Raw genomic sequence first — 16158 nt, 5'->3', positions numbered from 1 at the left:
AAGTACACTCCATCGGTGCAAGCGAAGTGAAGGGTCTCGGCAAATTATCTCCCACTGCCCACTCATTTTTATTGCCTTATGGATTCAATTACAACTATAACGCCACAATAATTCCCAAGCGTTCTTTTTCAGAAAACGAAGCTTTTATTATCGGATTTGTGGGCAGATTAGATGTGTACACAAAAGGGCTGGATTTATTGATGGCTGCCTTTGAGACATTTCAAAAAAAGCAGCCTGCCGCCCGATTATGGATAATTGGCGATGGCGAAGGCAAGGCATATCTTGAAAATTTTATCAAAGAAAAAAAACTGAATAATGTGATATTGTGGGGAAAAAAGTTCGGTCAGGAAAAAGACGAACTCATCAGCCAGATGCACCTATTTTCGCACCCTTCGCGAAATGAAGGGCTGCCAACTGCCGTCTTGGAAGCTGCGGTTTTCGGAGTGCCTGTCATCGTTACGCAAGCCACCAATGTGGCAGAGTATGTGAGCCATTTTGGGTGCGGCATTGCGGTGGCGGATAATAATGTGGCGGAATTGGTTCGGGCAATGCAACAAATTTATGATGATTATGCAAGCACCGATAAAGTTGTACTATATGCCGAAGGGGCAAAAAAAATGTTGAGCGAAATGTTTTCGTGGCACATATTGGTGGACAAATATGATGACTTATACCAATAAAAGAAGATGTATTTAAAGTTTTTAGATAAAAATCATTCCGAATTTTTAAGAAAAACCGACCGTCAGTTGCTCATTATTCTTTTGCTGATGATTGCCTGTTTTTTTACATGGAGTGAAAATATCGCCATCACGAGAGCCATTAAAGTAGTGGGGCGTATGGGAATGTTGTCGGCATCGTGGTATGTGTATCATCGCATTATCCGCTATGGTGCTGCCGATAATCTTAAGTCCAATAATGTATTGTCCGTCATTTTTTATGGTTTATATCTTTTGTTGGGTTTTGCTTCTTTTATGTGGAGTACCAATGTGGGCTACAGTGCTTTGCAGTGGTTTATGACTTCCCAAACTTTGGTATTTTGTTTTTTCTTTGTGAAGAGTTTATATCTGCTTGATGAGTTTTTTCCACATCATACCATAAAATTGTACAACTTATTGGGCAACAGTGCTTTTATACTCATTCTTATTTTTGTGGCGGGTATGTGGCTCAGTCCTGATGTATTTTATCGTATGACGAATGGAGGCGAAGAAGCGCGGCTCGGCGGCTATATGATGAATCCCAACGAACTTGGTATGCTGGCGGGTGTAGGCGTGGCGGGTTTGATGTTTGATATACGCCGAAATCATAAAAAATGGCAAACATTTGCAAAATTAGCCATATTATTTTACGGTTTATATGCTACGGGTTCGCGCTCCTCACTCATTGGAGCTTTGCTCATTATCGCTTTTCATATATTACAATCCGAGCAAAAAAAATTCGCCCTTGTCGCCTTGGTCGCCTTGCTGCTGCTTGCTCCTGTTGCCATCTATAAAGTAGTATTAAAAGACGGCGACCCCGCGCGTATGGAAGAAGTGCTAACGCTCACGGGTCGCTTACCTTTTTGGCAAGCCCTCATCAACGAAGGTTTGGTGCGTGAGCCTTATCTGGGTTTTGGGTTTATGCGGATTGATTATAAGGAATATTTTCAGAGTACGCACACCTACCCCGGCAAAATGACACACAATACCTTTATGCAAGTATTGATGAATCTCGGCTTGGTGGGTATTACGGTGGTGGTGTTCCAGCTGATTTTTACTTTTCGCGGTATTATGAGAGAGAATGCAGAAAAAAAACTGATGCTACTTTGTATTTTCATTCCACTTCTTATCAATTCATTTACGGAGTTTGGCATCTTCGGCGAATCCAACTACAGCATTTTGTTTTATCAAATGATTATTTTATATATTTCATTTCAACCGAATGAGGTATTGACAAAAAAACAGCGTTTTCATTTATTAAAAACGGGCAGAATAGAAAAAGTACCGCTTATATCTTAAAAAAGATAAAGGATTATTTAAAAACATTCCAAGTGTTACATTTTTAAATACAAAAAATTGATTATAAGTGCTTTATAATCTATTCTTATTTATTCAACTATAAAAACAGAAGCATGTGTTTTTTTTAAAAAACCATTGGCTTTAAATTTTATCTAAAAAATCACCTCAACTCACCCCCAACAATTCTTTGGCATTTTCAATGGCACTGCTGCCGGGCGGTATGCCACTGAGCATTTGGGCAATTTCTACGATGCGGTCTTCGGCGGGCAGGCGGCGCACCCGTGTAAAGGTTTTGTCGCTGTGTTTTTCTTTATACACCAACAAATGCTCATTGCCGGCACTCGCAATCTGTGGCAGGTGTGTAATGCACAGCAGTTGGTGGCGTTCGGCTATTTCGCGCAATACGGTGCTTACTTTTTTGGCAACCTCTCCCGAAATTCCCGTATCTATTTCATCAAAAATAAGTGTGGGCAACTCGCTGCTGTCGGCGAGCAGGGCTTGTATGGCGAGCATCAGCCGCGACAATTCGCCGCCGGAGGCTACTTTGCGCAATTCTATCAACTCGCTGCCTTTGTTGGCGGCAAACAGCAAAGACACCACATCTAAGCCGCTTTCGTAAAGTTCGGCTTCGGGCAGCGTTTCCACCTGAATTTGTACACGCGCATCGGGCATCGCCATTGCTGCCAATCGTTCCTGTATTTTTGCTTGCAACAGCACCGCCTGTTGTTGGCGCAATGCAGAGAGTTGTCGGGCTTGTTGGAGCAAAGGCGCATAACATCGTGTTATTTCCTTTTCTATCGCCTGAATTTCGCTACCGGAATGTTGAATGGCGTGTCTTTTTTCGGTTAAATCCGCACAAACGGCTTTGAGGTCGGCAACAGAATCCACGCCGTGCTTGCTCTGAAGGCGTTGCAGCATATCCAAACGCTCTTGTATTTGCTGAGTTTTTTGTGGATTGTATTCCACCGCCTCCTCCAAAGAATCGGCTTCGTGAGCTATTTCTTTCAGTTCAATCAATATACTTTCGAGGCTTTTGGCTATGTTTTCATAATCATCGCCCAAGTTGCGAATGGAGTTGATGTTTTTGAGCAGACGGTTTAATTGACTCAATACCGACATTTCATTGGCAGCGAGGGTATCGGCGAGGTCGAGCATATTTTTTTTGATGCTCTCAACGTGTGTCAGTTGTTTGAGTTGTTGTTGCAGCTGCTCCTGCTCCTGTTCATCATTCAGATGGGCGGCTTCTAATTCCTGTAGTTGAAAATCAATAAAATCGGCTTCGCGCAACAGTTGTGTTTGTTCGCTGCGCAATTGCTCCAAACGGCGGCATTGGCGGCGATATTGTTGGTAGTCGGTGGCAAACTGCTCGCACTGTGGCAGCAGATTGGCAAAGCTATCCAACATATACAACTGATAATCGCTGTTGCTGAGTTGCAGGGTTTGGTGTTGGGCGTGCAAACTGATGAGGCGGTCGGCGATGCGCTTGAGGGTGGCAAGATTGGTGGGCGTATCATTGATAAAAGCGCGGGAGTTCCCCGAAGCCGTAATTTCGCGGCGAATGGTGGTGAGTAGGGCAAAGTCCAAATCCTCCTCTTCAAAAACCGCTTCCAATTGATAGTCGCTGATGTCAAAAGTAGCTTCTACCACACATTTGCCACTGTTGTTGAACAATACAGAAGTATCAGCGCGTTTGCCTAAAATTAAGCCCAAAGCACCCAGCAAAATAGATTTTCCTGCTCCGGTTTCGCCGGTAATAATGGTGAGATGGTCGGAAAAATACAAATCCAACTCTTCTATAAGGGCATAATTTTTTTAAAAAGGCGTTGCAACATAATACGATAAAGGTACTTGATTTTTATAAAATTATCCTACAAAAAATATGCACAAATCTGTTTGAATAACATAAAAAACTTTTTTTGACATACAAAGGTTAAAAAAAATAATTTGATTTTAAAAAAGTATAATGTCGTAGCGCACCTGCTATGTTTTTTTTCCTCAAATACCGATATATTCTATCATTTTAATACAGCCTCTGCCTTTTTTATTAAAATTCAAACATGAAATATTTACAAAAAATCGTATCTTTGTCGCAGATTTTATATTTTTTATAACAATTTAATTGCTCTTTGACTATGCTTATGCCTCCCATTTCCATTCAAAAAACCACCTATTCCCGATTACCGGAAGTTGATATAAATAATGTTCCTTTCGGAAAGGTTTTTTCTGACCACATGTTATATGCGGATTATGATAATGGACAATGGCAAGAGGCGCAGATAGTTCCTTACGGCAATATGGAATTTAGTCCGGCGATGTCTGCTTTGCACTACGGGCAGGCTTTTTTTGAAGGTATGAAAGCTGAAAAAGATGCCGCCGGCAATATCTATTTGTTTCGTCCTTTGGAAAATTTCAAACGCTTCAATCATTCGGCTTGGCGTTTGCAAATGCCCGCACTTCCCGAAGATGTTTTTATGGACGGATTGAGAGAGTTATTGCATTTAGACTCAGATTGGATTCCCACCGGCGAAGGTGCAGCGTTGTATATTCGTCCGGTGATGTTTGCCACCGACCCAATGCTCGGCGTGCGTGCTTCGGATACCTATCGTTTTATTATTATCACTTGTCCAGTAGGTGCTTATTATTCGGGCGGTATCAAAGTATATATAGAAACCGAATACTCCCGCGCTTGCAAAGGCGGTATCGGCTCGGCAAAAGCAGCAGGTAACTACGGCGGTGCTTTGTATCCTACTTATTTGGCAAAGCAAAAAGGCTACGACCAAGTGCTATGGACAGATGCCGACACACATACTTATTTGGAAGAAGCAGGTACGATGAATATCTTTTTTATCATTGATGGCAAAGTGGTTACGCCCGAATTGGACGGCACTATTTTGGAGGGCATCACACGCAAATCTTTGATAGAATTGTTTAAAGATGAAGGCTACAAAGTAGAAGAACGCCCTTTGAGTATCAGCGAGATATTGGAAGCTGCCGATAAAGGCACTTTGCAGGATTGCTTCGGAGCGGGAACTGCCGCCGTGCTGACGCATGTAAGTACTTTGGGCTATAAAGATAAGCTCATTCAGTTGCCGCCAATTGCGGGTCGCCCTTCGGTGGCGATAAAAGAGCGTTTTATCGCTATAAAAAAAGGACAAGCCGCCGACAAATTCGGCTGGATAGAAAAAATATAATTTATACTATAAAATAAACGAATACATAAAAAAACAGTCTTGGCATCTGCACCGCACGGGTTATGTCAAGACTGTTTTTTTTCAGAATCTTTTTTTCAAAAAACTTAATGCCGTTCAAACGACTCATAAGGCTGCTTTTATTATTCAGTAATTTTTCTCAAATTTGTCTGCTTTAATTCTTCTTATTAGACAAGTCAAAAAAGTAAAAATTTTTGCATATAAAAAATTAAGATAAATATTGTTACCTATCTTTTGATACTCAAAATTCTTTATAAAAACTAAAAAAGAACTTACGCTATAGCAAAAACCTAACCATAGCATTAATTTTGTCTTATTACTTAAAAGGTAAATTTTTTGATTTAAAAAAGAAGATTTGAACGCTTCCGAAATAAAATCCCATATTGCTTAATGGGATTTTGGGCAATAATCTAAACTTAAAAATTTACTGCAAAATAAAATTAAAAATAAATCATGAAAAAAATTCTTTATGTATTATTACTAACTGTTTCAGTTACAAATTTGTGTCTTAGCCAAGAAACTGAATTTAAATTTACAAAAGAAGGATTTACAGATTATGTTGTCATAAGTTGCGAAGGAAAAACACAATCTGACTTGTACAAAAAAACTATAGATTGGGTTTCTACAGCTTATAAAAATCCAAAAGAAGTAATAAAAGCACAAATAGAAAATGATTACATTCGTATTGAAGGTTTTAAATCAAATATGTTATGTATAAAATCCTTAGGCATTTTACATTGTTTTGATGTGAGGTATCAAATTGAAATTTCTTTTAAAGATGGAAGGTATAAATTTGATGTAATAAGAGTTGAACAGTATACCGCACCTACTCAATATTTATCAGGTGGCTGGTCTGATTTTCCAATTGATGGAGATATTGGAAAAATTTATTTTAAAGAAAACGGAGAGATTAAGTCAACGTTTAAATCATTCCCATATGCTTTCCATTCAACTTTTAATGGTTTAAATAAGGATTTAGAAAGTTTTTTGAAATCGGAATTAATACCAAGTAAAAAAGATGATTGGTAAAAAACGAACTACTAACAATAGTTTGGAAATGTGTCGGGTTTTGGCTTAATTTGAAGTAGGTTTTGTACCATAAAAGTTAGTGGTTAAGCTAAAATTTAGGTTTCATGAACAGTAAAACGATAATACAAACGATAAAAACAGAAATACAAGACATAGAAAATGGTAATTTACAGACTTCTTTCTCATCAACACTTCGTATTTGTAGGAACTGCCCAAAATTAAGTAATAAGTACTTGAACACATTTATTTATGATTTACTCAAAAAATTATAAATTATTATATCTCAATAGTATATTTTTATTAAAAACAATATAAACTAAATAGGCTCAACTATTTAAGTCAAAAAAGTATAAATTTTTAGATATAAAAAAGACAAGTAACTATTACCTATCTTTTAATACTCAAGACTCTTTTGAAAAACTAAAAAGAACTACCCTGATAGCACAAAATCTAAAATATAACTACAATTTTGTTTTATTACTTATTTGCTCAATGACTACCGAAAAAAAATATTGGATACACTCCAGATGTTGTCTTTATTAGATGGATTGTCGGGTACGTTTTTCGGATTTGCCTGGATGTATTTGCTGTTGAGATGCACGAGCAAAGAAGAATATGCAGCGTGGGTTTTGTTTTTTATGGTGTGCGCCTCCATTGAAGTGGCGCGCTCGGGTATGATACAAAATGCGCTACTCACCTACCTCACTCCTACTGCCGGCACTTCCGAATATGGAGAAATTTCGCGTGCTTCGTGGTATATCAACGGCTTGCTGACAGCTTTGAGCGTTGTAGTGGTGCTTATCTGCGCCGCCATACTTCCGAATTTATGGGCTACTCCCGTGTTGCGTCCGATGTTTTGGGTATATATCATCACCACCATCGCCTTTATGCCATTGTCGCAGTTTAATTACATACAACAAGCCAATATGGATTTTAAGGGAATTTTTTGGGGAAATGTAGTAAGGCGTGGTTTGTTTTTTGTATATATATTGCTTTTGTATATATTTCACTGGAAAGTAAACATGGTGATATTGGCAGCAGTGCAGGCATTTACAACTACCTTAGCGGCAGCACTTTCTTATATGTGGGCGAAGCCTTATTTGAAAATGGCAAAACAAGTGTCCAAGCGTTGGGTGAGTGAATTATTGCATTTCGGCAAATATGTATTCGGCACGAACCTGTGTGCGATGATATTCAAAAATGTAGATAAAATGATTTTGGCAACGGTGAGCCAGTTGTCGGCGGTGAGTGTGTATGATGTAGCCATGCGGATTATTCAGTTGTTAGATGTGCCTTCTATGGCGGCGGCGACAGTGGTGTATCCGCAAAGTGCCAAGTTATCGGCGACCAAAGATGTAAAGGGCATCAAAGAAATGTATGAAAAGTCGGTGGGAGCGATTTTGGCAATGATTTTACCCGCTTTGATTATCGTCATACTTTTTGCCAAGCAAATCGTTATTCTCATTGCCAGCCCCAAATATGTGGATTCTGTGCCTATTTTGTTGTGGAGTTTGCCTTTTTCTATTTTGTACCCGTTTTCGCGGCAGTGCGGCACTATTCTCGACTCCAACGGCAAACCTCATATCAATTTTTTATTTGTACTCACCAGTGCCATTCTTATTACTACAAGTTTACTTATTTTCGTTCCGCTCTACGATATTTATGGCGTAATTATCGGCACATTTATTGCCCAAATTATTATTTTCTGCTACAATCAATATTTTTTACATCGTTTTTATAAAATCAATGCCCTAAATTCCTTTTACTATATTGGGTATTTTTATAAATTGGGTTATCATTATTTAAGTAATTATTTATCTTTACGCTTTAAATCCGCTAAATAAAAAAGAACTGAGAAAATTTTTCTTTTTCCTTGATGTCTTATTCGTCTGTCACGCTTCCGATATTAAAAAATGCAGCTTTCGTCATCGCTCCATTATCGCGTTGGGACGGTTTTTATTCCTCTTCTATTTTTTCTATAGCCAAAGTACTGGCACAGCAGCATAAAGTATTTTATATAGATAATCCTTTTACATTTAAAGATGTAATACGGCATTTCGGCAGCCCTGCCATTCAGCAACGCCGCCAAGCCTTGTTGTTTCGCCGCCCGCTGTATCGTCAAGTGCCGCAATGTCCGCCCAATTTTGTCGCCGTTACTCCACCCAGTGTAGTTCCTTTGAATTTTTTGCCCGAAGGAGTTTTGTACGATAAACTTTCTCAAATCAATGAACAACTTGTGTTTTCGGCGTTGCAGCGGCTTTTGTCGGATTTTGGTATTCAGCATTATATCTTTATCAATTCTTTTAATCCCTTTTATTATCGCCGCTTTCCTGCTTCGCTTGTTCCCGCGCCTTTGCTGCGTATTTATCATTGCAGCGATGATATTAGTCAGGAGGCTTATATTGCACGCCACGGGGTGCGTTTGGAGCGCGAAGCCCTGCGGCAATATCCTTTGGTATTGGCTACTTCGCGGCAACTGTGTCGGCTGTTGGAAGAAAAAGGAGCACGTCGTGCGCATTATTTGCCCAGTGGCGTGAACACAGAGCTTTTTGCGCCGCACCGCACACCGACCGCCGCACCGCCGGAATTGCAACACGAACAACGCCGCGTGATTATTTATACCGGAAATTTGAGTACGCTGCGTTTGGATTACGACCTGCTTATATTTTTGATACAGCAATTGCCCGATTGCCTGTTTGTACTGATTGGCGAAGAGAAAAAAGCCGACGATTCGTTGCGGCAGTATAAAAATGTGAAATTATTAGATGCCAAACCGCAAGCAGCATTGCCCGCCTACTTGCAAGCGGCGCATTGCGCCATTATTCCTTTTCTCAAAAATCGCCTCACCGAAAGCATTTATCCTTTGAAAATAAACGAGTATTTGGCGGCGGGTTTGCCGGTGGTGAGCAGCAATTTTTCGGAGGAAATACTGGATTTTCGGGAGGTAGCAACGCTCGCCGATACGCGGGAGCAATTTTTGGAGGCGGTGCGCCACGCCCTCACCCACAACAGCGAAAAGCAACAACAACTACGCCGCAATATCGCCGCCCTACATTCGTGGCAACAACGGGTACAGCGGCTGTGGGATATTATTGAACTGCATATTAAAAATACGGCGCAGTTATCCGAAACTTAATCTTCCTTTTTTGACCCGCCCTGAAATAATGACACAATAATTAATAATAATTGAAGATATAAAATAAAGGCAATATTAAAACATTGAATGATAATCAACGATATAATAAATTGAAAATAATGCCCTTAACCAATAACTAATCATTCAAAACTAAACACTACCAAATAAAAAGCCTTTCCCTGAATTTCGTCAGAAAAATTTAGCAAATTTGCACCTTTGTACAGAGTTTTCTGCAAAAAACAACGAAAAGATATTAAAAAAATGCCCGCCGCTACTGCTCCTTTGGTTTCCGTCATTGTACCCAATTATCGCCACGCCAACTATTTGGCGCAACGCTTGGACAGTATTTTGGAGCAAAGCACACAAGATATAGAGCTGATAGTATTAGACGATGCCTCACCCGACCACTCGCGCGACATCATCAACGACTATGCGCTGCGTTTTCCCGACAAAATCACCTGCATCTTCAACGAGCACAACAGCGGCAGCCCCTTTAAGCAATGGCAAAAAGGTTTTGAGGCGGCACGCGGCACTTATATCTGGATTGCCGAAAGCGATGATTTTGCACACCCGCTTTTTTTAGAAAAATGCCTCGCCGCCTTCGCCGAACACCCCGAAGCGGGGGTCGTATTTACGCAGTCCTATGCCGTTGATGAGTGCGGCGATATACTGTATTCTTTCAAGGACAAGTATCTGAACAAAATTTTTCCTGAAAATATATGGCTGCGCAATTTTGTGCGGCAGGGTGAAGAATATATTATTTACACTTCTTATTCCAATACCATTCCGAATGCGGGAGCGGTGTTATTTAAAAAATCATGTTTGGGTAGTTTAGACGCTTCTGCTCCTTTTACCGCCTGGAAATTAATGGGCGACTGGCTCTTTTGGATTCAGTTGCTGGCGCATACGCAAGTGGTTTTTATCGCCGAAGAACTCAACTATTTTCGTCAGCACACGCACACCGCCCGCACCACCGCCCTGCGAAACGGCGATTATGTGCGCGAATTTTGCGACATACAAACCTATACCGAAAGGCGTTTTCCGGCGGCGCGGCGCAATCGGGCAAGGGCGCGGTTTTTTATCCTTCATTTTTGGAAAAAAACCCTCCTGCAAGCGCAATTATCACAACGCCAACAATGGTTACTTTTGCGCCATATTGCCGCCTACGACACCAAAGCCGTTTGGCGCATTGTGAAGTCAAAGGTATTTGCAATGGTAAAAAACAAATAGCACTCTTTTAAAAAATCGTATTTTTGCCGCTGCTTTATTTTCACCACCACCACATTTTATACCAGAATTTATATCATAATATGGCTGCCGCTTCGCCTTTGGTTTCGGTTTTAATTTCCAATTACAATTATGCCCCCTTTGTGCAGCAGTGCATAGAGTCGGTGCTGCAACAAACGTATCAAAACACAGAAATTATTGTGTATGATGACGGCTCTACGGACAATTCGGTGGAGGTGATTGAGCGTTTTGGCGATAAAATCATTTTTATTAACCCGAAAAAAAACTTCGGCGCACCTTCGCGGCTCAATCAGATAAATGCTATCAACGAGGCATATCGGCGGAGCAAAGGCGATATTGTATGCCTTTTGGACAGTGATGATTATTTTGCGCCGCAAAAAATAGAAAAAATAGTCGCTGCCTTTGCCGCCAATCCGCGTGCCTCTTTGGTGCAGCACCCGATGCAGGAAGTAAACGGCGAAGGGCTACACCTGCCGCAGTTGCGCCCGCCGCACCTGCTGCCACCCGACATCACCAACGGAAACCTGCTGCCGCATATTCTCCAGCATCACAATCTATTTCGTTTGTTTGCGCTCACGAGCGGCTTATGTGCGAGCCGCACTTTTTTGGAGCAGGTGATGCCTTTGCGCGTACCCGACCGCTACGACGAAACCTGTGTAGATGTGCGCGTGTCGCGCTTGTCGGTGTTTTATGGCGAAACGGTGACGCTCTACGAGCCTTTGGCATATTACCGCATACACGGCAACAACTGGATACACCAACTTCACGACAAAGATTTTTTAGAAAACCACATACAACAGATGTACGACCTTTTCAATGAGTGGCTGCAAGAGCGCGGCTATCCGCCTGTTGATTTAAACAAAAATACCTACCGCAAAAAGAAAGGACTGCTACAGAAGCTGAAAAGTATGCTGTTTTTTTCCAAGAAATAAAAAAATCAAAAAACACATTATTAATAATAGTGGGTTTCATAAAAAAAAATTGCGCCTTAGTGCCTTAGCGGTGAAAAAAAGATACTAACCGCAAAGTCGCAGAGCCGCAAAGAAAAAACAATAATATTGATTAGTTTTATACGCATACTTTATCTGATTTCAGCACCAGTTATTGAAAAACATTTAACTAAAAAACCATTATTCAAAACCAAATACTACCTAATAGCCTATGACTATCCACTTGACTCAAGTATATTTCAACTTAGCTTTGGCACCGCCGCGTATTCCTGCTTTTCGCAGTGCTTTTATTGAGTGGATAGGGCGCGAGTACCCACATTTTCACAACCACCTCCACAGTGCCGACAGCTACCGCTATCGCTACCCCCTCGTGCAATACCGCTCCGAGCAGGGCAGAGCCGGCATAGTAGCCGCACAAGATGCCGCCGCCGCCCTCCAAAACCTCGACCTCAGCAAGCCCTTTGTGATGGACGGCAAAACCACCACTTTGCAAATAGTGGAGCAGCACGAAAGCACCCATATTTTTAGCTACAGCAGCGAAGGGTATTTTTCTTATCGCTTGTGCAATTGGCAAGCCCTCAACCAAGCCAACTACGAATTTTGGCAGGCAACGCCAGACCTCCAAACCCGCATTGCCCGCCTCAACCAAATCCTCAATGCCAACGTGGTGTCCTTGCTCATTGGTTTTGGTGCCAAAAGCGAGCAACGCAGCGAAGCCCGCATTACAGATTTGCGCGGCAGCAGGACTTGCTCGTATCACGGTGTGAAAATAATAGCTTTTGAGATAGATTTTGAGAGCAATATTGCTTTGCCCGTGCCGCTGGGGTTGGGCAAAGCAGTGAGTCACGGCTTTGGCGTGCTGCAAAAAAACTTATAGAATATGGTTTTGAACGCTGGCAAAAATCGGTTTTTGTGAACAATACCGAGCAAAGCAAGCTAATGAAAGAGCTTTTGAAAGAAATTGAAAAAAAAAATTACACAGGAAGATGCTATTGTTAAAAAAACTTTTATACTTTTACATGTGAGCGAGAAGCAGTTGAAGAAAAGTATTTGTGTGGGCGAAAAGGTGATAGACATGGATGTTTTTTTACAGCCTGTTTGGGTGCTTATTTTTTAGCTTAAAAAGGGTTAAAAACACATTGTAAAAATACCTTATTTAAAAGAAATGCCATTTTGGAGTACAGCAAAAATAAGCTTAAAAAATTGATAATCAAATACTTATAATTAAACAAGGGTTAGAAACTATCCAATTTTAGTGAGGATTGCGACTACCAATTGTCTAATCCCAACTCATTCCATATAGTTAGAAACTATCCAATTTTAGTGAGGATTGCGACAATATCTTTCTCGCCTTTTTGTTTCCATGGCTTGTTAGAAACTATCCAATTTTAGTGAGGATTGCGACTTCACATACTTATTGCTCATACTAAGCATATAAGGGTTAGAAACTATCCAATTTTAGTGAGGATTGCGACTGTTGCTTTTCAACATTCACCACGCTCCAATCCGGTTAGAAACTATCCAATTTTAGTGAGGATTGCGACTTAGTAATTTTTGTGTCATTGGGTTGGGTTTGGGTTAGAAACTATCCAATTTTAGTGAGGATTGCGACTGTTCATATGCAGCCACCATCAGTGATTGCCGCGTCGTTAGAAACTATCCAATTTTAGTGAGGATTGCGACAAACTGTAGTAGGATTAGTGCAGCTACCCATGGCGTGTTAGAAACTATCCAATTTTAGTGAGGATTGCGACTTTTTAAGTTAATGATAAAATAATTGATTATACAAGTTAGAAACTATCCAATTTTAGTGAGGATTGCGACAGTCCGGGCTTGTTGTTTTCGTAGTCCGCACTTTTGTTAGAAACTATCCAATTTTAGTGAGGATTGCGACATGAAAATACCTTCCTGTCTTCATCCGATATTTCGTTAGAAACTATCCAATTTTAGTGAGGATTGCGACTTCTCCCTTCAAAATGAAGGTCTCCTTCTTCTAGGGTTAGAAACTATCCAATTTTAGTGAGGATTGCGACAAACCACTTCTGTTGGAACATTTAAGTCTATTTCTTGTTAGAAACTATCCAATTTTAGTGAGGATTGCGACATTATAAACAGACTAAACATAATCTCGACAACTGTGTTAGAAACTATCCAATTTTAGTGAGGATTGCGACTCCAAAGATTACCATTTAATATTAATGATCTGAGAGATTAGAAACTATCCAATTTTAGTGAGGATTGCGACAATGATTTGATTAGCCTTGTTAAAAAAATCTTCTGTTAGAAACTATCCAATTTTAGTGAGGATTGCGACATTTCATTGTATATTATGATTTCCTCATAATAGTTAGAAACTATCCAATTTTAGTGAGGATTGCGACTGTTGGAGGATAAGATTTAAAGCCTCTTCCTCTCGTTAGAAACTATCCAATTTTAGTGAGGATTGCGACTGTAGCGACTGTATTTTCAAGCCACTGTAGTTGTTAGAAACTATCCAATTTTAGTGAGGATTTAATACGTCTTTTACGTTACCGACACCTGCGAGGTGTCGGTAACGTAAAAACGTGAACGTAATATTTAATCTCTCTTAGATAGGATAAAAGATGAACGAACTTATCATTAAAAAACTGCCGCAAAACCAACAATGAAAATTTAAAAAAAATTTTTTTATATTTTTTGAACTTTTATACGTACTAAATTAGTTTAGCATTTTAACTATGAAAAAACAAGCTACTCTTCCCTGTTCGTACTTTGTTTGGTATGGTGCTGCCATCGCACTCCACAGTGCCCAGCCGCCGCCCCGCTGCCTTGCGCCCTGCCAATGATATACCTTTGATTTTTATTTTTTCAAACACTTAAAAAAACTTTTTCTACACTTATGGAAAATAATATTTTCTATGGTTCTGAGGAGTCGTCTGCCATACACTCCGAAGCCAAATCCGCCTCTTCTTCTAATTTTTCTAACCCAAACCCCACCTTTTCTACTATGAATAACGATAATATTGGTTCGTCCCAACCTCAACAACCCCACCACCACACCGATGACCTTTATAGCCATGAAGTACGCAAGCTCGGCGCAATCACTCGCTTTTTGGCTTGGTGTGGCGGCTCCGATTTGAGTATTTTGAGCCGCTGCCCCGAAAGCGTAGTGAATTTTCATTTATCCACCGGGCTTGTCGTTTGCATTGCTGCTTTGTTTGCATCTTTAAGTATGAGCTACGCCTTGCATCATATCTTTTCCGCCTCCCTCAACAACTATCAAATAGGCGCGTTGGCTTTGCTCTGGGGCTTTTTTATCTTCACCTTAGACCGCTACATTGTGTCGGGTGTTGATAAAAATGTACCTTTTGTGCAACAACTCAAAAGTGCAGCACCGCGTATAGCGATTGCCATTATTTTGTCGCTTATCATCAGCAAGCCCATAGAGCTGTATATTTTCGGCAGCCGAATAGATGCACAGGTGCAGCAGAATGAAATGAACAGCAAACAAACACAGCGAACACAAGTGGATAATATATATAGTTTGGATAAAAAACAAAATGACTTACGGCAAGAAGAGGCAAATTTGAACAACTTGCAGGCGGAGGCGCAGGGCGAGCCGAACAGCACCGAATACCTCAGCAAAAAACGCGAATACGAAAATTGCCGCAAAGAATTTGATAATTTGAAAGTGCAAAACAAGGGAGCTATTGAACGCAAAGAAGGCGAACTCAAAACGATTCGTAACAATCCCGAAAACTATACAATGAGCGAAAGCGGAAAAACAATGTTTGTCAATGATGGCTTGCGGGCGCGTGCCAATGCTTTGAAAGCAGATATAGCGGCTCTGAAAAACGAGCTTGGTGTGAAAGAAAAAGCCTGCGGAACGCTGCAAAATGAAATGAACGAAATGAAGCACACCTACCAAACACAGCAAAAGGAGGCGGCAGAACGCCACCAAATTGTGCTGCAAGGCAAGCAAAAAGAGTATGAAATGGCGCGGGCGCAACACGACTCTACCACAGTGAAAGTAGAAAGTATCAATGAGCGGGCTTTTGGATATAATTTGGTGACGCGCATAGAGGCAATGCACGACCTCACTAAGGAAAACCGCACTATGCTCTTTATATCGCTTGCTTTGTGGATATTGTTTTTGATAATAGAGTTGGCTCCGATTTTGGTAAAATTAATGACAGCAACCTCCTATTACGACCGCCTCAAAGCCCACCGCGACCGCGAAATGGACAGCGACCTCGAAAGCAAAAGTCACCAACATAACATCGACCGCAGCTACAACCTCATTCGCTATGAGAGTACGGAAGTGCAGCGTTTGCGCATACACGAAGCGGCAGTGCAGATGCAAGCCTTTAAGAAATATGCCGAACAGATGGAGCAAGCCCAAAGCCACCTGTTGCAGTTGGTGGAACGCTGGATGGAGCAAATGATGCGTACCAAAGACCCCAAAAAGCAGGAATTATTGTTGCAGAAATTAGATAGCTTGATAGAGAGTTATTTCAAAAACTTCGACCAAGCTAAAACTGCTTTTGACAGCGACTACCCGAAATTCAGGTAAGCGGCACAGTGGGCGGCAGAGACAACAAAGGCAGTGCTGC

General features: G+C 40.8%; 12 protein-coding genes and 1 CRISPR repeat array. Of the genes, 11 read left to right on the top strand and 1 reads right to left on the bottom strand.

What is annotated here, in order from left to right; all coding sequences use genetic code 11:
- The first annotated feature begins 26 nt into the window (after nt 1-26).
- Together IPL35_12835 and IPL35_12830 are read left to right on the top strand one after the other, a co-directional pair.
- Nucleotides 27-680, top strand: coding sequence for a glycosyltransferase family 4 protein (locus tag IPL35_12835; GenBank protein ID MBK8444237.1), 654 nt, complete (start codon nt 27-29; stop codon nt 678-680).
- 6 nt (nt 681-686) lie between these two features.
- Nucleotides 687-1994 (top strand): O-antigen ligase family protein, encoded by a 1308-nt coding sequence (locus IPL35_12830; GenBank protein ID MBK8444236.1) that lies wholly within the window; start codon nt 687-689, stop codon nt 1992-1994.
- A 165-nt stretch (nt 1995-2159) separates the two neighbouring features.
- Here the strand turns inward: IPL35_12830 and recN are convergent, their stop codons facing one another.
- The gene (gene recN, locus IPL35_12825) at nt 2160-3782 is read right to left on the bottom strand and encodes a DNA repair protein RecN (GenBank protein ID MBK8444235.1); all 1623 of its coding nucleotides are present in this window, start codon (nt 3780-3782) and stop codon (nt 2160-2162) included.
- A 344-nt stretch (nt 3783-4126) separates the two neighbouring features.
- Here recN and IPL35_12820 point away from each other — a divergent pair, with 344 nt between their 5' ends.
- From IPL35_12820 to IPL35_12780, 9 genes are all read left to right on the top strand, one after another.
- Nucleotides 4127-5185 carry a branched-chain amino acid aminotransferase gene (locus tag IPL35_12820; GenBank protein MBK8444234.1) on the top strand — a complete coding sequence of 353 codons (1059 nt, stop codon included), beginning with the start codon at nt 4127-4129 and terminating at the stop codon, nt 5183-5185.
- Nucleotides 5186-5656: 471 nt separating this feature from the next.
- Nucleotides 5657-6232, top strand: a complete 576-nt coding sequence (locus IPL35_12815) for a DUF4468 domain-containing protein (GenBank protein ID MBK8444233.1) — start codon at nt 5657-5659, stop codon at nt 6230-6232.
- Nucleotides 6233-6744: 512 nt separating this feature from the next.
- Nucleotides 6745-8076, top strand: coding sequence for an oligosaccharide flippase family protein (locus IPL35_12810; GenBank protein ID MBK8444232.1), 1332 nt, complete (start codon nt 6745-6747; stop codon nt 8074-8076).
- Nucleotides 8077-8108: 32 nt separating this feature from the next.
- Nucleotides 8109-9368: a glycosyltransferase gene (locus IPL35_12805; protein ID MBK8444231.1), complete on the top strand. Its 1260-nt coding sequence runs from the start codon at nt 8109-8111 to the stop codon at nt 9366-9368.
- Between the two features lie 261 nt (nt 9369-9629).
- Complete coding sequence (locus IPL35_12800; GenBank protein ID MBK8444230.1) at nt 9630-10598, top strand: glycosyltransferase family 2 protein; 969 nt, start codon at nt 9630-9632, stop codon at nt 10596-10598.
- 23 nt (nt 10599-10621) lie between these two features.
- Nucleotides 10622-11548 carry a glycosyltransferase gene (locus IPL35_12795; protein MBK8444229.1) on the top strand — a complete coding sequence of 309 codons (927 nt, stop codon included), beginning with the start codon at nt 10622-10624 and terminating at the stop codon, nt 11546-11548.
- A 229-nt stretch (nt 11549-11777) separates the two neighbouring features.
- Nucleotides 11778-12443 (top strand): hypothetical protein, encoded by a 666-nt coding sequence (locus tag IPL35_12790; protein ID MBK8444228.1) that lies wholly within the window; start codon nt 11778-11780, stop codon nt 12441-12443.
- On the top strand, nt 12440-12565 hold the full coding sequence (locus tag IPL35_12785; protein ID MBK8444227.1) for a hypothetical protein: 126 nt from the start codon (nt 12440-12442) through the stop codon (nt 12563-12565). Before IPL35_12790 ends, IPL35_12785 begins: the two co-directional genes overlap by 4 nt.
- A 235-nt stretch (nt 12566-12800) precedes the next feature.
- Nucleotides 12801-14083: direct repeats of the CRISPR family, unit length 35 nt; unit sequence GTTAGAAACTATCCAATTTTAGTGAGGATTGCGAC.
- 361 nt (nt 14084-14444) lie between these two features.
- Nucleotides 14445-16118: a DUF4407 domain-containing protein gene (locus IPL35_12780; protein MBK8444226.1), complete on the top strand. Its 1674-nt coding sequence runs from the start codon at nt 14445-14447 to the stop codon at nt 16116-16118.
- Nucleotides 16119-16158 lie beyond the last annotated feature (40 nt).

The organism is Sphingobacteriales bacterium, from assembly GCA_016711285.1.
GTDB lineage: Bacteria > Bacteroidota > Bacteroidia > Chitinophagales > UBA2359 > JADJTG01.
Note: the sequence above shows the minus strand (reverse complement) of the source record. Positions and strands in the feature narration are given on the sequence as shown.

Coding starts and splice junctions, on each gene's coding strand:
- IPL35_12830 (MBK8444236.1), top strand. CDS start 687: ATGTATTTAAAGTTTTTAGATAAAAATCATTCCGAATTTTTAAGAAAA.
- IPL35_12820 (MBK8444234.1), top strand. CDS start 4,127: ATGCTTATGCCTCCCATTTCCATTCAAAAAACCACCTATTCCCGATTA.
- IPL35_12815 (MBK8444233.1), top strand. CDS start 5,657: ATGAAAAAAATTCTTTATGTATTATTACTAACTGTTTCAGTTACAAAT.
- IPL35_12805 (MBK8444231.1), top strand. CDS start 8,109: ATGTCTTATTCGTCTGTCACGCTTCCGATATTAAAAAATGCAGCTTTC.
- IPL35_12800 (MBK8444230.1), top strand. CDS start 9,630: ATGCCCGCCGCTACTGCTCCTTTGGTTTCCGTCATTGTACCCAATTAT.
- IPL35_12790 (MBK8444228.1), top strand. CDS start 11,778: ATGACTATCCACTTGACTCAAGTATATTTCAACTTAGCTTTGGCACCG.
- IPL35_12780 (MBK8444226.1), top strand. CDS start 14,445: ATGGAAAATAATATTTTCTATGGTTCTGAGGAGTCGTCTGCCATACAC.